Origin of the sequence: Pannonibacter anstelovis, assembly GCF_036881715.1 — a bacterium.
In the GTDB taxonomy this organism is placed as follows: domain Bacteria; phylum Pseudomonadota; class Alphaproteobacteria; order Rhizobiales; family Stappiaceae; genus Pannonibacter; species Pannonibacter anstelovis.
The window spans coordinates 75,552-95,867 of record NZ_JBAKBF010000006.1; the positions used below are offsets into that span (position 1 = coordinate 75,552).

The 20,316-nt window shown below is 61.4% G+C and carries 19 protein-coding genes; 10 read left to right on the forward strand and 9 right to left on the reverse strand.

Annotated features, from left to right (window positions below; all coding sequences use genetic code 11):
• Window positions 1–128 precede the first annotated feature (128 nt).
• The 5 genes from V6L75_RS11050 to V6L75_RS11070 all read left to right on the forward strand — a co-directional run bounded on the left by V6L75_RS11050 (window position 129) and on the right by V6L75_RS11070 (window position 5,473).
• On the forward strand, window positions 129–1,430 hold the full coding sequence (locus V6L75_RS11050) for an NAD(P)/FAD-dependent oxidoreductase (protein WP_334251575.1): 1,302 nt from the start codon (window positions 129–131) through the stop codon (window positions 1,428–1,430).
• 55 nt (window positions 1,431–1,485) lie between these two features.
• Window positions 1,486–2,334, forward strand: coding sequence for a DUF1365 domain-containing protein (locus V6L75_RS11055; RefSeq protein WP_334251576.1), 849 nt, complete (start codon window positions 1,486–1,488; stop codon window positions 2,332–2,334).
• An 11-nt stretch (window positions 2,335–2,345) separates the two neighbouring features.
• Window positions 2,346–3,617, forward strand: a complete 1,272-nt coding sequence (locus V6L75_RS11060) for a cyclopropane-fatty-acyl-phospholipid synthase family protein (protein ID WP_334251577.1) — start codon at window positions 2,346–2,348, stop codon at window positions 3,615–3,617.
• Window positions 3,618–3,767: 150 nt separating this feature from the next.
• Entirely contained in the window at window positions 3,768–4,577 is an 810-nt protein-coding gene (locus tag V6L75_RS11065) for a transporter substrate-binding domain-containing protein (RefSeq protein WP_334251578.1), read from the forward strand.
• Window positions 4,578–4,696: 119 nt separating this feature from the next.
• Window positions 4,697–5,473, forward strand: coding sequence for an amino acid ABC transporter permease (locus V6L75_RS11070; RefSeq protein WP_334251738.1), 777 nt, complete (start codon window positions 4,697–4,699; stop codon window positions 5,471–5,473).
• A gap of 19 nt (window positions 5,474–5,492) precedes the next feature.
• On the opposite strand, the gene V6L75_RS11075 is transcribed toward V6L75_RS11070, so the two are convergent.
• Together V6L75_RS11075 and V6L75_RS11080 are read right to left on the reverse strand one after the other, a co-directional pair.
• Window positions 5,493–6,290: an SDR family NAD(P)-dependent oxidoreductase gene (locus V6L75_RS11075; RefSeq protein ID WP_334251579.1), complete on the reverse strand. Its 798-nt coding sequence runs from the start codon at window positions 6,288–6,290 to the stop codon at window positions 5,493–5,495.
• A 294-nt stretch (window positions 6,291–6,584) separates the two neighbouring features.
• Window positions 6,585–7,232 (reverse strand): ChrR family anti-sigma-E factor, encoded by a 648-nt coding sequence (locus tag V6L75_RS11080; RefSeq protein WP_334251580.1) that lies wholly within the window; start codon window positions 7,230–7,232, stop codon window positions 6,585–6,587.
• Between the two features lie 297 nt (window positions 7,233–7,529).
• Between V6L75_RS11080 and V6L75_RS11085 the strand changes: the two genes are divergently transcribed.
• The 4 genes from V6L75_RS11085 (at window position 7,530) to sseA (ending at window position 11,763) form a co-directional block, all read left to right on the forward strand.
• Window positions 7,530–8,564: a cysteine synthase A gene (locus V6L75_RS11085; protein ID WP_334251581.1), complete on the forward strand. Its 1,035-nt coding sequence runs from the start codon at window positions 7,530–7,532 to the stop codon at window positions 8,562–8,564.
• A 16-nt stretch (window positions 8,565–8,580) separates the two neighbouring features.
• Window positions 8,581–10,065, forward strand: coding sequence for a cardiolipin synthase (gene cls, locus V6L75_RS11090; protein WP_334251583.1), 1,485 nt, complete (start codon window positions 8,581–8,583; stop codon window positions 10,063–10,065).
• 95 nt (window positions 10,066–10,160) lie between these two features.
• Window positions 10,161–10,874 carry an alanyl-tRNA editing protein gene (locus V6L75_RS11095; RefSeq protein WP_334251584.1) on the forward strand — a complete coding sequence of 238 codons (714 nt, stop codon included), beginning with the start codon at window positions 10,161–10,163 and terminating at the stop codon, window positions 10,872–10,874.
• Between the two features lie 46 nt (window positions 10,875–10,920).
• Window positions 10,921–11,763, forward strand: coding sequence for a 3-mercaptopyruvate sulfurtransferase (sseA, locus tag V6L75_RS11100; protein ID WP_334251585.1), 843 nt, complete (start codon window positions 10,921–10,923; stop codon window positions 11,761–11,763).
• Window positions 11,764–11,839: 76 nt separating this feature from the next.
• Here sseA and V6L75_RS11105 read toward each other — a convergent pair whose 3' ends face one another.
• From V6L75_RS11105 to V6L75_RS11125, 5 genes are all read right to left on the reverse strand, one after another.
• Window positions 11,840–12,283 carry an META domain-containing protein gene (locus tag V6L75_RS11105; protein WP_334251586.1) on the reverse strand — a complete coding sequence of 148 codons (444 nt, stop codon included), beginning with the start codon at window positions 12,281–12,283 and terminating at the stop codon, window positions 11,840–11,842.
• Window positions 12,284–12,612: 329 nt separating this feature from the next.
• Complete coding sequence (locus V6L75_RS11110) at window positions 12,613–13,416, reverse strand: amino acid ABC transporter ATP-binding protein (RefSeq protein ID WP_334251587.1); 804 nt, start codon at window positions 13,414–13,416, stop codon at window positions 12,613–12,615.
• 69 nt (window positions 13,417–13,485) lie between these two features.
• A complete protein-coding gene (locus V6L75_RS11115; protein WP_425498755.1) occupies window positions 13,486–14,655 on the reverse strand; it encodes an amino acid ABC transporter permease in 1,170 nt (389 codons plus the stop codon).
• A gap of 2 nt (window positions 14,656–14,657) precedes the next feature.
• On the reverse strand, window positions 14,658–15,869 hold the full coding sequence (locus V6L75_RS11120; RefSeq protein WP_334251589.1) for an amino acid ABC transporter permease: 1,212 nt from the start codon (window positions 15,867–15,869) through the stop codon (window positions 14,658–14,660).
• A 223-nt stretch (window positions 15,870–16,092) separates the two neighbouring features.
• The gene (locus V6L75_RS11125; RefSeq protein WP_425498759.1) at window positions 16,093–17,091 is read right to left on the reverse strand and encodes an amino acid ABC transporter substrate-binding protein; all 999 of its coding nucleotides are present in this window, start codon (window positions 17,089–17,091) and stop codon (window positions 16,093–16,095) included.
• A gap of 310 nt (window positions 17,092–17,401) precedes the next feature.
• Between V6L75_RS11125 and metC the strand changes: the two genes are divergently transcribed.
• Window positions 17,402–18,568 (forward strand): cystathionine beta-lyase, encoded by a 1,167-nt coding sequence (gene metC / locus V6L75_RS11130; RefSeq protein WP_334251591.1) that lies wholly within the window; start codon window positions 17,402–17,404, stop codon window positions 18,566–18,568.
• Between the two features lie 85 nt (window positions 18,569–18,653).
• Here metC and V6L75_RS11135 read toward each other — a convergent pair whose 3' ends face one another.
• Together V6L75_RS11135 and V6L75_RS11140 are read right to left on the reverse strand one after the other, a co-directional pair.
• Entirely contained in the window at window positions 18,654–18,962 is a 309-nt protein-coding gene (locus tag V6L75_RS11135; protein ID WP_334251592.1) for a DUF4387 family protein, read from the reverse strand.
• Window position 18,963: 1 nt separating this feature from the next.
• Complete coding sequence (locus tag V6L75_RS11140; protein ID WP_334251593.1) at window positions 18,964–20,316, reverse strand: acyclic terpene utilization AtuA family protein; 1,353 nt, start codon at window positions 20,314–20,316, stop codon at window positions 18,964–18,966.

A 20,316-nucleotide genomic window follows, 5' to 3' on the forward strand; every position in this document is an offset into this window, starting at 1 on the left:
CTCCACTCACAACAAAAACTCCGGTCCGTGATCCGCCCGCTTGGGCGCAGCGTAAGATCTCGCAATACAAGGCATTTCCCCGCTGCCCCACCTTTGGGACACTCCGTCCCGCATGACAAGGATACAGAATGCGGATTGCAGTCATCGGTTCCGGTATCTCGGGCAACAGCGCAGCCTGGGCCCTCAGCGGCCATCACGACATCACCGTTTACGAAAAGCGCCTGCGCCCCGGCGGACACAGTGCCACGGTCGATATTGATTACGATGGCGCCGCCATTTCGGTGGACACGGGCTTCATCGTCTACAATGAGCTGAACTACCCGAACCTGACCGCACTCTTTGCCCATTTAGGCGTAGAAACCGAAGCCAGCGACATGAGCTTTGCCCTGTCGGTGGATGAAGGACGGCGTGAATGGGCCGGCACCAACCTGCGCACCATCTTCGCCCAGCGGCGCAACATGGTCTCGCCGCGCTTCCTGTGGATGCTGCGCGAGATCCTGCGGTTCAACCGGCAATGCACCGCAGATCTCGCGTCAGGCTATCTCAACGGCATGAGCCTCGGCGTTTACATGCGCGCCCGCAAATTCTCCGCCGCCTTCATCGAAGACTATCTGGTGCCGATGGGCGCGGCGATCTGGTCCACCCCGGCCTCCGAAATGCTGGCCTTCCCTGCTGCTTCCTTCGTTTCCTTCTTCGAGAACCACCGCCTAATCAACTTCGACCGGCCGCAGTGGCGCACCGTATCCGGCGGCAGCCGCAACTATGTGCAGCGCCTGCTGGAGCCGCTGCGCGGTCATGTGAGGCTCGGCTCGCCCGTCACCAATGTGTGCCGGACAGACGGCAAGGTGCATGTGCGCGATGCGTCGGGCCACGAAGACATTTTCGATCACGTCATTCTCGCCAGCCACACGGACCAGACACTGGCCATGCTGGATGATGCGAGCGAGGATGAGCGCCGCATTCTCTCGGCCATCCGCTACCGGCCCAATGCTGTCTATCTGCACCGGGACGAAAGCCTGATGCCCAAGCGCAAGAGCGTCTGGGCGTCCTGGAACTATCTTGCCCGCACAGGCGCTGCGGACGGCACGGACGTGGCCGTGTCCTACTGGATGAACCGGCTGCAGAACATCGACTACAGCCGCCCGCTGTTCGTCACCCTCAACCCGCCGCACGAACCGCGCGAGGACCTGACCTTCGCCCGCTTCACCTACGACCATCCGCAGTTCGATGCGGGTGCATTGGCGGCCCAGCAGCAACTCTCGCGGATACAGGGCGTGGCCAACACGTGGTATTGTGGAGCCTGGCAAGGGCATGGCTTCCATGAGGACGGTCTCGTTTCCGGTCTGAAAGTGGCCACAGCCCTTGGCGCGGAACTTCCCTGGCGCTCAGCTGCGGCTGGTGCGTCCGGCCTCGCGGAAGCAGCGGAATAAGTCAGGACGGAGCATGGCAGCGCAAGGCAAGACAGACCGGTACGGGCAGACCAGCATGAGCGGGAACGGCCCGGCCCCGGTGGAGGCGGCAAGCCTCTACTCCGGGCAGGTCATGCATGCGCGCATGAAGCCGGCGCCGCACCGCTTCAGTTATTCTGTCTTCAGCCTGCTGATCGATCTGGACAGGCTGAAGGACGCTGACCGGCAGAGCTGGTTCTTCTCGCACCGCCGCTTCAATCTTCTATCCTTCCACGACAAGGACCATGGCCCCAGGGATGGTTCGGATCTGCGTGAACATGTGGACCGGCTGCTGGCGGAGAAGGGTGTGGCACGCCCCGCACGTGTCCTGCTGCTGTGCTATCCGCGCATGCTGGGCTATGTGTTCAACCCGCTCAGCGTCTATTACGCCTATGACGGCGAAGGCACGCTGACCGGCATCGTCTATGAGGTGCGCAACACCTTCGGTGATCTGCACACCTATGTGGCGCCTGTAACAGTGGATCAGGTGAGTGAAGCTGGTATCCGGCAGACGCAGGACAAGCAGTTCTATGTCTCGCCCTTCCTCGACATGGTGCAGACCTATCACTTCCGCATGATGCCGCCGGGTGAAAGCGTGCGTGTGCGGATTCTGGAGACGGACCCTGACGGCCCCTCGCTGGCCGCCACCTTCCACGGCAATCGCAGCCCTCTGACCGGCCGCGTCATCCTGCGCGAATGCCTGAGGATGCCTTTCATGACGCTCAAGGTCATGGGGGGTATTCATTGGGAGGCCTTGAAGCTCTGGCTCAAGGGGATACGTTTTCATTCAAAGACATCTGCTGCCGCAGCCGCGGCAGGCAGCGGCGTGCGACAGGCCAAAAAGGCAAACGCGCCGGCAGATACTGAAGTTTACGGGAAAGCCTGATGGAGACCGACATGTCTTTTGCCTCCTCCCTGCCCTCCCCGGCCAATGCCGGGTCGCATCAGGTCATTCATCTGACCCAGGCAAACGCCCGCGAGGTGCTTTCCAGCCTGCCCCGCTTTGTGCGCATGGGCATGCGCATCGTGCTTGCCCTCCGCTACGGCGTGCTGACCATCACTACCCCAGATGGCCAGGCTTTCCGCATCGAGGGAAAGGAACCGGGACCGGTTGCGGATCTTTGCGTGCACGACTGGCGCTTCGTGCGCATGGCTGCCGAAGGCGGCGATGTGGGCGTGGGCGAAGCCTTCATGGCCGGCTACTGGTCGAGCTCCGATGTAACCACCTTCCTTGAACTGTTTTGCGTGAACCGCGATGCGACAGTCGAGAAGCTGCAGGGCAGCCCGCTGTTCCGCCTCGCCGTTTCGATCCGCCACTGGCTCAACCGCAACACCCGCAAGGGCTCGCAGCGGAACATCTCGGCACATTACGACCTTGGCAATGCCTTCTACCGGGAATGGCTCGACCCCTCGATGACCTATTCCTCGGCTCTCTTTGACGAAAGCACCGCTTCGCTCGAAGAGGCACAGCGCAAGAAATATCTGGCACTGGCGCAGGCTGCCGACATCAAGCCGGGGCACAAGGTGCTGGAAATCGGCTGCGGCTGGGGCGGCTTTGCCGAGTTTGCAGCCGGCGAGATCGGCGCCAATGTGCGCGCCTTGACCATTTCCCGCGAGCAGTATGACTATGCCCGCGAGCGCATCTTCAAAGCTGGCCTCAATGACAAGGTCGAAGTTGCGTTCCAGGATTACCGCGACGAAACAGGCATCTACGACCGGATCGCCTCCATCGAAATGTTCGAAGCGGTCGGCAAGGAATACTGGCCTGTCTATTTCAACAAGGTGTCGTCCTGCCTGAAACCCGGCGGGCTTGCGGGTCTGCAGATCATCACGATCCAGGACACCATGTTCAAGGACTATGCCCGCCGGCCGGACTTCATCCAGCGCTACATCTTCCCAGGCGGTATGCTGCCGCCTCCGGGCAAGCTGCAGGAGATCGGCGGCCGGCAAGGCCTGAAGCTGTCGGCACAGCGCATTTTCGGTCAGGATTATGCCCGCACACTCGCCGAATGGCGTGAGCGTTTCCGCGAGGCCTGGCCGCGGATTTCCCCGCTCGGCTTTGACGAGCGCTTCAAGCGGCTCTGGGAATTCTATTTCCATTACTGCGAAGCAGGCTTCCGCTCTGGCAATATCGACGTGCGCCAGATCGTTTACGCCAAGGCGAGCTGACGCAGTTCCGCCATTTACCGCCGCCCCGCAATAAAGCCGGGGCGGCTTTTTTCTTTCGCAGGTGAGGACTTGCACGCCGTAGCGCTTGCCGCAGCCAGCCTTCACGGCTAACAGTCGGGAACACGTTTCTTGTCAACGGGAGCCTGACCCATGACCGCCCTTCTGCCGCGTTTCGCCCGCATTGCGGCCTTCGCTCTCTCGGTTCTGCCCTTCACCAGCGGCCTTGGCCAGGCTGACGGACTGCCGGATCTGGGCGGCCGGGAAATCGCGGTGCTGACGGAAAATGCCTATCCGCCGCTGCAGTTCATGGACAGCACCGGCAAGGCCGTGGGCTGGGAATATGATGCGGTTGCGGAGATCGCAAAGCGCCTCAACGCCAAGGTCACCTATCAGAACTCCAGCTGGGACGCGATGATACCTGCCATCGCCGCCGGCGAGTATGATTTCGCCATGAATGGCATCACCATCCGTGACGACCGCAAGGACAAGGTGGATTTCTCCGATCCCTACATGCGCTCGGAAATGGTGATGCTGGTGCGCGCCGATGAAACCCGGTTTTCCGATGCCAAGGGCTTTGCCGCCGATACCAATCTGCTGATGGCCGCCCAGCCCGGCACAACGCCGTTCTATGTCGGTGTCTACGAAGTGCTCGATGGCGACGAGGCCAACCCGCGCATCAAGAAATTCGAGACTTTTGGTGCCGGGGTTGCCGCGCTCCGCACCGGTGACGTGGATCTGGTACTGACCGACAGCACGGCCGCGGAGGGCTATGTCTCCACCTCCAATGGCACTCTGAAGATCGTGGGTGAAAAGCTCGGCACGGAAGACTTCGGCTTCATCTTCCCGAAGGGCTCGGATCTGGTCGCTCCGGTCAATGCCGCGATTGCATCGATGAAGGCAGACGGCACGATGGCCGCGCTCGATAAGAAATGGCTGCTTGACTACAAGATGGGCCAGTGAGCCTGATGCCCGCCGGAGAGCCGTGAAGAATGGGACCCGCCCGCCCAAAGCCGCGCGCCAGACATATCCCGGCCGGCCGTTCGCCATCTTCGCCCGAGTTTCCATGGTGGCTGGCCGCCATGGGGCTTCTGGTCGCCTATGCCTTTGCGCAGGCTCTGGGAGATGCTGAGCAGGCGCAGGTGCTGTCGACCCTGTCGCGGGGTATCGGCATCACGCTGATGGTCACGGCCACGGCCTTTACAGGCGCCTCGCTGCTGGGGTTGCTGCTGGCGCTCGGCACCCTGTCGCGGTTCACCGTCATCCGCCAGTTCGTCCGCTTCTATGTGGAACTGATCCGCGGCATCCCGATCATCGTTCTGCTGCTCTACATTGCCTTTGCCGGTGTGCCGCTGCTGGTGGAAGGCTGGAACTGGCTCGCTGGGTACCTTGGCCTTGGCGAAGTCAGGACGCGCGATGTCTCCCTGCTCTGGCGTGCCGTTGCCGCGCTCATCCTTGCCTATTCGGCCTTTCTGGCGGAGGTGTTCCGGGCCGGTATCGTCTCGATAGCCCCAGGTCAGGTGGAAGCGGCCAAGGCGCTTGGCCTCACTGGCTGGCAGCGTTTCCGTCTGGTCATCGCACCGCAGGCCCTGCGCGTGGTGCTGCCGCCTTTCGGCAATGATTTCATCGCCATGCTGAAGGACAGTTCCCTCGTCTCGGTTCTGGGCGTTACCGATATCACCCAGCTCGGCAAGGTCGCGGCTGCCGGAAACTTCCGCTATTTCGAGACGTATAATCTTGTCGCGCTGATCTATCTGTCGATGACCGTCACCCTGTCGGTAGCCCTGCGCCAGTTGGAACACCGCCTGCGCTGGCGGGACAAGCCAGGCAGCGGCGAAACACAGGGCGGGCAAATCTGAGCTGGACGCTCCGCGTCCCTCACCGCCCCTTGCGGCTCCAGCCGGTGGCTTTGGCGACAAGCGGAAAGTAGAGGCTGTAGGGCAGCAGCCGCAGAAACTTGAGCTGCCGGACGAAGGCCTTGGGGAAGGAAATCTCGAAACCCTTGCGCGCCCGCAGCCCCGCCACGAAGGCCCTGGCGGCCTCTTCCACCGGCATCAGATGCGGCATGGGAAAAGGATTCTCCTTGGTCGCAGGCGTATCGACAAAGCCGGGCGAGACCACCTGAATGCGGATGCCAACCCGGTCCAGGTCGAACTTCAGGCTCTCGGCCAGATTGATCAGCCCGGCCTTGGTCGCCCCATAGGCTGCTGAGGTCGGCAGGCCGCTGTAGCCAGCGACAGAGGCGACAATGGCGATCTGGCCGCGCCCCAGCCCCTTCATAGCGGCAATCGCGGGCAGCACCACATGCACGGTGCCCTTCAGATTGACATCGAAGGTCTGCGCGTAAGCCTCTGCAGAGCCATCAAGACCATCGACCGGGATATAGACCCCCGCGTTGGCGATGACGAGGGCAAGCGGCGCAAGTTCTGCCTCAATGCTGCCAGCAATGGCGGCCATGGCGGCCGCATCGGTGACGTCGCCGGGATAGGCGTGGATCGACCCGGCAAGGCCTGCAGCCTCCCCGGCAAGGCTGTCAAGAGCCTCTGCCGAACGGGCCGTCACCGCAACCTTGAAGCCGGCCCGCGCCAGCTCCAGCGCCACTGCCCGGCCGATGCCGGAACTGGCGCCCGTGATCCATGCCGAACCGTCCGAAGGGGTTGCCGTATAATCTGTCACCTGAAACTCCTGTGTCTGGAGTTTCTACGAAAATTGACGGACTTTGGATCTGGCGGGATGCAGCCTCTGGCTCTGTGCAGGAGCCCGCCGCAAGGCTTGATATTGGCTCAGCTCTCTGGAGGCGAGCAGACACTCGCGCGCGCTGCGCTTGGCCGGAGTGACAGCTTGAGCACGCATTCAGGAATGCCACCTATCACAGGTCCCCGCCCAAGGCGGGGACGGCGCGCTATGGGTATGGTGCTCTGACTTTCAGCAGCACAGCAGCGAAACGGGCATACTTATGCTGCCCCACTCTCACATCCGCATGAACGGAGCGATAAGGCGGCCCAGCGGGCCAGTCAGCCGCAAATGGCCTTCGGTGACCGCAAAGCAGATGCAGTCCTCATCGTCATCGGCGATGGGCTTGTGATCGACGTGATCATCGGCAAAGGCGAGATCCCCGCGCACATAATGGCCATCCGTGTCGGAGAAGCCGCCCTGCAGAACGAGCGTCAGTTCCTGGCCATCATGAGTATGGGACGGAACGGCTCGGCCGGCCTTGATCCACAGGAGGCTCGCCGTGCAGCCATCCATTTCGCCGAACTTGAACTCCTTCACGCCCGGCATCAGGCTGCGCCACTTCAGGCCATCCAGCGTGTTGCGGCCCAGCAGGCCGCGCAGGCTGGAGGGAAGACGCGGATCGAATGACTCGCAGGGCTGGATGCGCCGTTCCGGCATGACCGGCAGGCCGAGAATGGCCTCAAGGCGGGCATCCCGGCTGGTCAGCTCAACCGGCGCGGTGTTGTCCAGCTCTGCCCCGGCCAAGGCCTCAAGCGAGCGGACGTACCCGCGATGGCGGGGCGACAATTCCAGATGAGATGATACGAGGACGCGCGCGGGTTCTGCCAGCCTTCCGGCGACATATCCTGCCAGCAATTCGTCCAGTCCAGTGGTAATTTCCATATGAAGTGCCTAGGTGCCATCTTTTGGGTGAGCAGCTTTTCCTGCTCTACGGCGGTCTTTGGTGCCCGGATCACGTCTTTCTGCGTGTTAGCAAGGAAAACTAGATAAACTGCCCTATTCCGGCAAGATGCTGCCAGGGCCAAGACGGGGGTTTTCCGTTTCCATTTAAGCGAAGATGCAGAAAAACCTTCCACGCATGACACGTCAGATTGCAGCCGCGTTACTTGATCCGGCGCCTTTGGACCATTAGCTTGCGCACAAGCCGTTTCAACCAGAAAACAGTAACACTGGATCACCATGACCCTTTATTCCTCCGCCGTCGAAGCCATCGGCAACACTCCGCTCATCCGTCTCAACCGGCTTTCTGACGAGACGGGCTGCGAGATCCTGGGCAAGGCGGAGTTCATGAACCCCGGCCAGTCGGTGAAGGACCGCGCCGGCAGGCAGATGATCCTGGAAGCCGAAGCGCGCGGCGATCTGAAGCCCGGCGGCCTGATCGTTGAAGGCACGGCCGGCAACACCGGCATCGGCCTTGCGCTTGTTGCCCGTGCGCGCGGCTACCGGACCGTCATCGTCATGCCGGACAGCCAGAGTCAGGAAAAGAAGGACATGCTGCGCCTTGCTGGCGCCGAGCTCGTCGAAGTGCCGGTTAAGCCTTTCTCCGACCCCAACAACTACCAGCACGTCGCCCGGCGCCTTGCCGAAGAACTGGCGAAGAATGAACCCAATGGCGTGCTCTTTGCCGACCAGTGGAACAACCTCGACAACCGCAAGGCGCATTTCGTCAGCACCGGTCCCGAGATCTGGCGCGACACGGACGGAAAGGTGGATGGCTTCATTTGCGCAGTCGGCACCGGCGGCACGCTGGCGGGTACCTCCACCTATCTGCGGCAGCAGAAGCAGGACATCGTCATTGGCTGTGCGGATCCGCGCGGCGCGGCGATGTACTCCCTCTTTACCACCGGCAAGGCGGAATCCTCGCCCGGCGGCTCCGTGTCCGAAGGCATCGGCCTTGGGCGCGTCACGCCGATCATCGAGGACATCAAGGTGGACAAGGCCTATCTGGTGACCGATGAGGAAGCCATACCGCTGCTGTTCGATCTGGCGGAAAACGAAGGCCTGCTTCTGGGCGGCTCCAGTGCCATCAACATCGCCGGCGCCGCCCGTCTTGCGCGGGATCTGGGCCGCGGCCACACGGTTGTGACCATCCTGTGCGACCACGGCTCGCGCTATCAGTCCAAGCTCTACAATCCGGAGTTCCTGCGCTCCAAGTCACTGCCGGTTCCAGCGTGGCTGGAAAGCCGGTCCGGGCTGAAGGCGCCTTTCCTCTGAAATAAGGACCACGCCCATGGAGGGCGCTGCCACGTCCATCGGCCGGGATGTCCTCACGGATGTCAGTCTCGCCGATACGATCCTGAACAATCTCGGCATCATCGCCGCGGTTACGGCAGCGCTTTACGCCATTGCGGCCATCTGTGCCGTGCGGGAGGTGATGAACAGCCGCACGGCGCAAGGCACAATCGCCTGGCTTCTGTCGCTGTTCTTCCTGCCCTTTCCAACCATCTTTCTCTATCTCGTCTTCGGCTGGAAGCAGTTCGACGACTATGCCGATGTGCAGCGCAAGATGGGCCGGGACGAGCGCAGCCGCCGCGCCCGGCAGATCGGCATCGCCGACAGGGCCGCGACCACGGACTGGCAGGTGCTTTCGCGCGTCGCCAACCTGCCCTTCATCTCCGGCAACCGCTGCGAGTTGCTGATCGATGGCGATGCCACGTTCTCCTCGATCCTGCAGGGCATTTCAGAAGCCAGAACCGTAGTTCTGGTGCAGTTCTTCATCGTGCGCAGCGATGTGCTTGGCCGCACGCTTGCAGACCTCCTGATCGAGAAGGCCCGGCAAGGCGTTCGGGTCTATTTCCTTTATGACGAGATCGGCTCCAAGGGCCTGCCAAAGGCCTATATCCGGCGGCTGCGCCGGCACGGCATCCATGTTTCGGGCTTCAACGAAACGCACCACTACCTGCGGATCCTTGGGCCAATGCGGATCAACTACCGCAACCACCGCAAGGTCGTTGTCGTGGACAACCGTCATGCTTGGGTCGGCGGGCACAATGTCGGCGACGAATACCTCGGCAAGGACCCGGATTTCGGCCATTGGCGTGATACCCATGTGAAGATCAGCGGCCCGGCGGCACTCGGCTGTACCCTCTCCTTTGCCGAAGACTGGCACTGGGCCTGCGGCGAGCCGCTGGATTTCTTCTCGCCCGGCCCGTACGAATCCCCCGGCGACGAAGCCGTCCTTGTGATGCCAACGGGTCCGGCTGATCCGCTGGAGGACTGCTCCATCGCCTTTACGGAAGCCATCTCCCGCGCCCGCCATAGGTTGTGGATCGTCAGCCCCTATTTCGTGCCCGGCCCGGATGTGCAGACGGCGCTTTATGCAGCCGCCATGCGGGGCGTCGATGTGCGGGTGCTGCTGCCGCAAAAGGCCGACCACCGGCTGGTCTGGCTGGCCAGCCACGCCTATGCGGATGACATGGTGAACCACGGCATCAAGGTCTACCGCTATCTGGATGGCTTCCTGCATCAGAAGGTCGTGCTGGTGGATGATGAATTGGCCTCTGTGGGTACGGTGAATTTCGACAACCGGTCCTTCCGGATCAATTTCGAAATCACACTCTGGTTCACCAGCCCTGGTTTTATCGCCCAGATTGCCGCCATGCTGAAGGAGGACTTTGCCCACGCACGGCAGACCGGGCCGGATGACCTCGACAAGCGCTCCTATGCCTTCAGGGTCCTTGCCCAGAGCGCCCGGCTGTTTTCGCCAATCCTCTAGGGCAGCCCAGTCATTTCAGCTCCTTTCAAGGCTTGCGGCAGCGGCAGAGCGTGCTACCGTGCGGCCCCGCCCTATCCGATACCGGAGCCTTTCAGATGACCGAACCCCTTTTCCGCGATGATTCCTACCTGCGCAGCTGCGAAGCGCGGGTGGTGGAAATTACCGGAGACGGCGCCATCGTACTGGACCGGACTGTGTTCTATGCCACCAGCGGCGGCCAACCCGGCGACTGTGGCTATCTGGAGCGTGCCGATGGCAGCCGGACTGCCATCACCACCGCCCTCTATGCAGACGGCAAGACAGGGCACCGGCATATTCCGGCAGCCGGAGAAGCCCTGCCAGAGGCAGGTGAGACCGTGACCGTGCATGTGGACTGGGCGCAGCGCTACCGCTTCATGCGCATGCACACCGCGCTCCACATCATCTGTGCCGTACTGAAGACCAAGATCACCGGCTGCCAGATTGGCGCCGAGGAAAGCCGCATCGACCTCGATATGCCCGAGCCGCCAGAACGCGAGACAATAGAGGCCGCGATCCGCGAAGCGGTGGGCAAGGACATGGCAGTGACCATGGAATGGATCACGGATGAAGAGCTGGATGCCAATCCCGGCCTGATCAAGTCCATGAGCGTCAGCCCCCCGCGCGGCAGCGGCAAGGTGCGCCTGGTACGCATCGGCGAGGACTTCGACCTCCAGCCCTGCGGCGGCACCCATGTGTCACGCACATCCGAGATCGGGCGCGTTGAGATCACGAAAATGGAAAAAAAGGGCAAGCTGAACCGGCGGATCCGAATCCGCCTCGCAGACTGATCCCTTTCTCAGAACCAGACCTGCCCTGCTGCACCGGAGATCAACCATGAACCGCCCGCCCCTCGTCAGCACCGAATGGCTCGCCAGCCGCCTTGAGGCACCGGATGTCCTTGTGCTCGATGCGTCCATGCATCTGCCCAACACCGGCCGCGATGCCAATGCGGAATATCTGGCAGAACACATTCCCGGTGCCATCCGCTTCGATATCGACGCCATTGCCGACAAGGCGAGCCCCCTGCCCCATATGCTGCCGCAGCCGACGGCGTTCTCGTCGATGATGCGGAAACTGGGCGTGGGCGATGGCATGACGCTGGTGTTCTATGACACGGTCGGCCTTTACTCCGCCCCGCGCGGCTGGTGGATGCTGAAGACCATGGGGGCTGAACGCGTCTTCATCCTCGACGGCGGCCTGCCGAAATGGAAGGCCGAAGGCCGGCCGGTGGAGGATGGGAATGTGACACGGCCGGAGCGCCACTTCACCGCCCGCCTGCACAATGGCGCCGTGACGGATATCGATGCCATGCGGGCGATCGTGGACAGCGGCAGCCGTCAGGTGCTGGATGCCCGCGCCGGTGCACGCTTCCGTGCGGAAGTGCAGGAACCACGTGAGGGCCTGCGCTCCGGCCATATGCCCGGCGCCATCAGCACGCCGTTTACCGAGCTTCTGAATGCGGATGGCACGATGAAGTCAAACGGGGATCTCAGCCAGGTGTTTCTGGATGCGGGCGTGGACCTTTCACGTCCGGTGACCACCTCTTGCGGCTCCGGCGTCACTGCGGCAGTCATCACCCTTGCCCTCACGCTTCTCGGCCACAAAGACCTGAGCCTTTATGATGGCTCGTGGAGCGAATGGGGCAGCCTGCCCGACACACCCGTCGTCACCGGCTGAAGGCAGCACGACAAACGAAAACAGCGAAGCCTGCCCCGGCGAACGGAGCAGGCGTCGCTGTTCCGGCCACTTGCAGTCACATCAGCGACAGGCGCAGAACCGTCTCAGACTTCGCGTTGAGCAAGGTCAGGGAGCCCCGCTCGCCGCGATAGTCCGTCGCCGCATTGATCGCTTCCACAAACTTGCGCTCCTGATCCATGATGGCGGGCGCGCAAGCCTTGCGGGTGACCGCCAAAGGCCCGATCTTCAGCACTCCACCACTCTGCCGGACCTGCCCAAAGATGGTGTTGCAGCCACCTGAGCCCGCGACGGTCCCAGCCTCCTCAATTTCCAGGATGCTGTCCGCGCCACTCTTCGGCAGTTCACCCTGGATTTCCTCAGCCTTCCATTTGCCGATCAGATCGAAAGGCAGGCTGCGATCCTGAGCGGAAGCAGGAACGAGCGCCGTAAGCGCAAGTGCAGCAGCAGAACAGGCGATGACCTTGGCAGCAAGATCGTGAAAGGCTCTGAAAACAGTCATGCGTCGAACAACCCTCTACGGCAGACAATGACGGGCGGCTGATAATTTCCGTTCCAGACTACCTCAAGCCCGATAACGCCAAGTAAATCAGCACACATTTCCGCAAGAGATGACTTACAGGCTGTTTACGGCAAATCCTTGAAGATAAATCCTCCAAGACTGAGAGGGAAATAGCGGCTTCAGGCAGGTGATTATTGTGAAAATATACAATGCATTTTTCTTCAGTATTTTAGTCACCGCCGTATAAAGGCAAGGCCCCGGACCTTCCGGTCCGGGGCCAGATTTTAACTTCTGTGCGGCGGCCCGGAACCCGGGCCGGGCGTACCTGCTCAGTGATGCAGAATCTGGCTCAGGAACAGCTTGGTCCGCTCGTGCTGCGGATTGAGGAAGAACTGCTCCGGCTCGTTCTCTTCCACGATCTGGCCAGCGTCCATGAAGATCACGCGGTTGGCGACCTTGCGGGCGAAGCCCATTTCATGGGTGACGCAAAGCATGGTCATGCCTTCTTCGGCAAGGTTGACCATCACGTCCAGAACTTCCTTGATCATTTCCGGATCGAGCGCCGAGGTCGGCTCATCAAACAGCATGATCTTCGGGTTCATGCAGAGAGAGCGGGCGATGGCCACACGCTGCTGCTGGCCACCGGAGAGCTGCCCCGGATATTTGTGCGCCTGATCGGGGATCTTCACCCGGGTCAGGTAGTGCATGGCGATTTCCTCGGCCTGCTTCTTCGGCATCTTGCGCACCCAGATCGGAGCAAGCGTACAGTTTTCCAGAATGGTCAGGTGCGGGAACAGGTTGAAGTGCTGGAAGCACATGCCAACCTCGCGGCGGATCTCGTCGATTTTCTTCAGGTCATCGGTCAGTTCGATGCCGTCGACGATGATCTGCCCCTTCTGATGTTCTTCGAGACGGTTGATGCAACGGATCATCGTCGACTTGCCCGAGCCGGACGGGCCGCAGATAACGATGCGCTCACCGCGCATGACCTTCAGATTGATATCGCGCAGCACGTGGAAATCCCCGTACCACTTGTTCATGTCCTTGATCTCGACCGCCACATCCGTGTCGGACACGGTCATCTTGCTGCGGTCAACCGCGATTTCAACTTCTGAGACTGCGTTTTCACTCATGGGTTTACTCCAGAATATCCAGGGATCGGAGGCGGCGCGGCACTCCGCGCCAGCCTGTCAACGGTCGCTCTAGCGTTTGTGGCCCGTGTTCAGCCGCCGCTCCATGTAGATGGAGTAGCGGGACATGCCGAAACAGAAGGCAAAGAAGATCGCCGCAGCAAACAGATAACCTGTGTGGCTGGTGACCGGCGTTGCCCAGGTCGGATCCGTAAACGAGGACTGGATCTGGCCCAGAAGGTCGAACATGCCGACGATCAGAACCAGTGTCGTATCCTTGAACAGGCCAATGAACGTGTTCACGATGCCTGGAATGACGAGCTTGAGCGCCTGCGGCAGAATGATGAGACGCATCATCTGCCAGAAGCCCAATCCAAGCGCCATTGCCCCCTCATACTGCCCTTTCGGAATGGCCTGCAGGCCACCACGCACAACCTCCGCCATATAGGCCGCAGAGAAGAGCGTTACGCCGATCAGCACGCGCAGCAGCTTGTCGAAGCTCATGCCTTCCGGCAGGAACAGCGGCAGCATCACCGAGGACATGAACAGCACGGTGATCAGAGGCACACCGCGCCAGAACTCGATGAAAATCACCGAGAACAACTTCACGACCGGCATCGTGGAGCGGCGCCCGAGGGCAAGCAGGATGCCCAGCGGCAGCGAAGCGGCAATGCCCGTCACAGCGATCACAAGGGTCACCAGAAGACCGCCCCAGAGGGAGGTTTCCACCACAGGCAAAATCACGCTGTCGCCGATGACCAGGCCCGTAAGCAGGTAATAGGAGACAACCGGCAGGCCGACGATGAAAAGCACTGCATTGAGCCGCTTGAACGGCACTGACGGGATTGCCAGGGGAATGAGCGTGGCTGCGAAGAGCGCGAAGACGATATCCACCCGCCACGTCTGGTCCGCCGGATAGCGGCCATAGATGAATTGCGGGAAGTATGCCTTCACATAAGCCCAGCAGGCGCCGATCGTCTGCCCCGAGCCTTCCGGCACGAGACAGGCATTGCGATCTTCACCCGACCAGACGGCCGTAACGAAAGCAAACTGGATCAGCGGCTCGATCAGCAAATAAGCAATCAGGATGCCGATCAGGGTCAGGATGGTGTTGCCGATGGAGGAGAACAGGTTCGTTCTCATCCAGCCGATGGCACCGGAGGTCGATACCGGCGCTGGAAGGCTCGGGGCCTCCTCCGTCCGGATATGAAAAGCAGATTTGGTTTCAGCCATGGTGTTCATCCTTACCGCTCCACCAAAGCCATCTTCTGGTTATACCAGTTCATGAAGGCAGACGTGATCAAGCTGAGCGACAGGTAGATCACCATCCAGATCGCAATGACCTCGATTGCCTGACCGGTCTGGTTCAGCACCGTTCCGCCCAGAGACACAAGGTCGGGGAAGCCGATCGCAACTGCGAGAGACGAGTTCTTCGTCAGGTTGAGATACTGGCTGGTCAGCGGCGGGATGATCACCCGCATCGCCTGCGGGATGATGACGAGCCGGAGGGTTGGCGCATTGCGCAGGCCAAGGGCATGAGCCGCCTCGGTCTGGCCGTGGTTGACGGCCTGAATGCCGGCACGCACGATTTCGGCAATGAAGGCCGAGGTGTAGATTGCCAGCGCCAGCGTCAGGGCCAGGAATTCGGGTATCAGCGTCATGCCCGTGCCAAGCGTGAAGCCACGCTGAAGGATGGGGCCGCTGTCGTTGAACACCGGATGCTCGAAGGACACCGGCATGCCTGATGCCAGATAGGCAATGAGCGGCAGACCGATGATGAGCCCGAAAGCGGTCAGGAACACCGGAAACTGCTGGCCCGTTGCCTCCTGACGCTTGCGTGCCCAGGTCTTGATTACGATGGACGCCACGATGGCGATGATGAGCGCAATTCCGATCGCAGAAGAGCCTGGCCCGAACAAGGGCTTGGGCAGCCAGATGCCGGCGATATTCAGATGGAAAGTGTCAAACAGGGACCATTTTTCCCGCTTGCCCGGCACTGCCCGCAGAACCGCAAAATACCAGAAGAAGATCTGCAGCAGCAGCGGAATGTTGCGCAGCAGCTCAACGTAGCAATACGCCAGCCGCGAGATAACCCAGTTCTTCGAAAGGCGTGCCACACCAACGACAAAGCCGAAGACCGTCGCAAACATGATGCCGATGACGGCAACAAGCAGCGTGTTGAGAAAGCCCACCAGAAGGGCGTCACCGAAAGTCGAAGACTCCGAATATTCGATCAGGCTTTGAGAGGTACCGAATCCTGAGACCCGGTCAAGAAACCCGAAACCTGAGGCAATATTCTGACGCTGCAGATTGGCAATCGTATTGGATACGATGACATAGCCAACCACCACCAGAACCGTGATCAGCAGCAGCTGAAAGAAAATGCCTCGAACATGCGGGTCGTTGACCAGCGATCCCCGGCTGGAGGATGCTGCGCCGTTTTCCCGAGTTGTCATATTCCCTCGCCAAACAAAGACGCACCGGTGCTCTTGTTGCGGCACCTGTCATGCGTTCGCCGTTCTCCAGACCCCGTCGACAGAGTAACGGCTGTTTTGTCCCCTGATGCCAGCCGCTGGATTTTCAGTCTTTGCCGGCATCCTGATTACGCAAGTCCCGGCCAGCTTTCACCGGCCGGGACGCAGATCCCGGGATCCGCAAGGATCCCGTCAAGTCTGGCGGTTAGCGGACCGGCGGAGCGTACTGCAGGCCACCCTTGGTCCACAGGGCGTTCAGGCCACGTGCGATGCCCAGCGGGGTGTCCGGACCGACGTTGCGGTCGAAGGACTCGCCGTAGTTGCCGACGCCCTTGACGATGTTGACGACCCAGTCATTGCCCACGCCAAGCTGCTGGCCGAAGTCACCCTCGGCGCCGAGCAGACGCTTGATTTCCGGGTTCTCGGAAGACTTCATCTCTTCCACGTTGGCAGAAGTGATGCCAAGCTCTTCAGCGTTGATCATGGCGAAGAGGCTCCACTTCACCAGATCGAACCACTGGTCGTCGCCATGACGGACCACCGGCCCAAGCGGCTCCTTGGAGATGATCTCCGGAAGAACGACATGATCTGCCGGGTTCGCGAGCTTCAGGCGCTCGGCATAGAGACCCGAAGCGTCCGTGCTGAACACGTCGCAGCGGCCGGCATCATAGGCCTTGACCACTTCGTCGGCCTTCTCGAAGGCAACGACTTCGTAAGGCATGTTGTTGGAGCGGAAGTAATCGGCGATGTTCAGCTCTGTCGTGGTGCCGGTCTGCGTGCAGACGGAGGCGCCGGACAGTTCAAGTGCGGACGTCACGCCCAGCGACTTGCGCACCATGAAGCCCTGGCCGTCATAATAGGTTACGCCGGTGAAGTTCAGGCCCAGCGATGTATCGCGCGAGGACGTCCAGGTGGTGTTGCGCGACAGAACGTCGATTTCACCCGACTGCAGGGCGGTGAACCGCTCCTTGGCGCTCAGCGGCGAATACTTGACCTTGTTGGCATCACCGAAGATAGCTGCGGAAACTGCACGGCAGACGTCCACGTCAAGGCCGCTCCAGTTGCCCTGCGCGTCCGGATTGGAGAAGCCGGGCAGACCCTGGCTCACGCCGCACTGAATGAAGCCCTTGGCCTTGACATCATCGAGCGTGCCGGCAGACGCGGAGGTCGCAGCAGCAGCAACGACAGTCGCGCCGAGCATCATCGGAATGAATTTCGCTTTCATGGATTTGCAGCCTTTTTTTGTTACCCATCTGTGTTTTTCATCGGAACCCGGGTGTTCCACATCGCTTTTTCCAGCTGCTGGACCCCCTGCCCGGCCGTGCCGGGCTCCAGTCCTCCCTCACGCAGAACGCGAGGTCGGAATAGCGCCGCTACCCGAGCCCCAATGTGGCCATTCGATGGCATTTGACGCGACGGGTCAAGAGGCCGCAGAGTGGTAAAACGATTATTTCATCTTGAGACCCGCCACTCTTCCACCTCCCGCTGCATAGAAAGTCAACACGAGTAACAAAATGGCAGAGATTGATCAGAAACTGGACACGGTGCTGGTACACGCAGGCCGGCAACCGGGAGACTTTCACGGCTTTGTGAACCCGCCGGTGGTCCATGCTTCCACCGTCCTTTTCCCCAGTGTCGAGGCCATGGCGCCGGGCGCGCAAAAGTACTCCTACGGCCGCCGCGGCACGCCCACGACCGAGGCTCTGGAGGAGGCGATCGCTGCCATCGAGGGGGCAGCTGGCGCCAAACTCGCCACATCCGGTCTCAATGCGATCTCCCTCGCCTGCCTCTCCTGCCTCAGGGCTGGCGACCATTTTCTTGTGGCAGACACGGTCTATGGCCCTACGCGGCATTTCTGCGACACGATCCTGCCGCGCTACGGCATCGAGATTGAGTATTTCGAACCCTGGGCTGCGGAGGGAATCAGAAAGCGGTTCAAGGCCAACACGAAAGCGGTCTTCCTTGAAGCGCCCGGCTCACTCACGTTCGAGATGCAGGACGTGCCAGCCATTGCCGCTGCTGCGCGCGAGATTGGCGCCTTCGTGCTCATGGACAACACCTGGGCGACACCGGTCTTCTTCCAGCCGCTGGCCCATGGAGTGGACCTGTCGATCCAGGCAGGCACCAAATATATCGTCGGCCATTCGGACGTGATGATCGGCACTGTAGCGGCCAGTGCGCGTGCCTGGCCCGGTTTGCTGGAGATGCACGGTAACCTTGGCCTGCATGTGGGCCCGGACGATGTCTATCTCGCGCTGCGCGGCCTCAGGACCATGTCGGTCCGCCTCGAACGGCATATGCGCAACGCGCTGGAAGTCGCGAACTGGCTGGCGGAGCAGAGCTGCGTGGCCGCGATCCGTTACCCCGCCCTGCCGCAGGATCCGGGCCACTCCCTCTGGAAGCGGGATTTCAAGGGCGCCTGCGGGCTCTTTGCCTTTGATTTCACGCCGGACGTCACGGAGCAGCAGGCCATCACCTTCCTCAATTCGCTGAAGCTGTTCGGCCTTGGTTATTCCTGGGGCGGCTTTGAAAGCCTTGCCATTCCGGTGAAGCTGAAGGGCCTGCGCACGGCCGGAACGCCCGTTCCACTCAGCCAGAGCGTGCGCCTGCATATCGGGCTTGAAGACACGCGTGACCTCATCGCGGACCTGGCGCAGGCCATGGCGGCAATGAAGGCCTGAGGTAAAATGACCGGCTGCCGCTATCTGGCGGCAACCGGTCTTTCTTGCAGCAAGTGGAGGCGGACCGGCCGGCAGGGCGCCCTGCTCAGGCGGTTTCCACTCCGGCTTCTTCCAGCAGCACGGCCCATTGCGCGCCGTGCATGTCGCGGTCATCTGCGCTGCCCTGCACCACCGGGCGCGGAAAGCTGAACTTGATGACCGACAGATCCTCTATGTCGAAACGCTTGAGCAGCTGCGGTTCGGTGTGGAACAAGGCCGCAACATCCGCCGTCTTCAACGACGGCACGACACGCTTGAAAACCTCGTCACTACCGCAGAACACATCTACGGTCACCCAGAAGGGGCCTGCGTTCTTGGAGCGGACCTTCAGGACAATATCACCCAGACGCGCCATCTCAGATCTCCGTCACGGCAATGCGGAAGGCAGACATGGGGTCGTCCAGCTCCAGCACATGGTTGAGAGCAAACTCATACAGCGCACCGCGGTCCGACTGAGCCGGAGAATAGGGGAACGCAAAAGTCGGCAGCTCCTCATTGTCCGTCAGCGGGTAATGAAGCACGAAGGGGTTGATGAGCTTGCCGATTTCAGAGGCAATCGCCTGTGTTTCAGCAGTCACGATGCCCAGAACGCCAATCTCGACCGGATCGCCCTTGCGGTTTTCCATGGCACCGAGCGCCCCGTCCACGCCAATGAGGCGGAACTGCAGGTCATATGCGCCCGGCTCCAGCCCCATGCGGGAGCGGATCTCTCGGGTGAGGAAACCGGTCAGCCGCTCCACCCAGGCGCGGGCCTCACGCACATAGCGTTCATTGCGCAGGATGGCCATGATGGTGGTCTGGTAGCCAGCCACGCGCGCGCCCTCCAGCTTCACCGTATAGTGCCCCTCGACCCAGCGTGAGCCTTCCACGCGGACCCTGCGGTCATCAAGTGCCGTGTAGCGGGAGCCGCGCACGTCGAGATAACCGCCCGGCTCATAGAGCTGATAGGGATCGGAATTCTCATAAAGCATGTGGGCGGACACGGAATGGGGTGTGCAGGCAGCATTTGCCGCCAGCGGCTCAACAGTGAACCCGTCCTTGTCGAAGTCCACCATGATCACGCCCGAGGTGGGATTGGTGGAGCACAATGCGCCGCATTCTGCGATCTTGGCCCCATGCCAGGCACCGCCCGGATGTTCTCCGCGGGCAAGCGGCAAGGCGCAGATGGTGGCTGTGTCGGTTGTGCGTCCGGCGATGACGATGTCGGCACCAGTCTCCAGCGCGGCCTGTATCTGTTCCGCGCCAGCCAGTGCAACGATGTTGGAGAGGGAGCCGATCAGCTCTGCGGAGATTTCCGGCGCCGGGGTCAGGGGCTGGATGCGCCCCCCCTCCAGAGCCTTGATGATGCGCTCTGCCGGCTGGCTGGAGTAGACTCTGGCCACCTTGAGCTTCTGGCCAAGCTCGGCTGCCAGTTCGCAGGTGATTTCATACATCCAGTCAACGGTCGCATCGGCACCGCAGGTGCCGGCCGTGCCGATGACAAGCGGGACACCGGCTTCGGCGCGGGCCTTCATCAGGTCGCGCCATTCGGCCTTGGTGGCGGCGCGGGAGTACTTGGACACCCCCGCTCCGAGTGAGTAGGGTCCACTGTCAGTGGAGCCCCCGTCAATGCAGATGATGTCGGGGCGCAGACCGACGCCGCGGGCCAGCGCCTCCCGGTCAAACCCCAGCCCGAGGACGCCTGAAGGCACCAGCACGCGAGTGGTCAT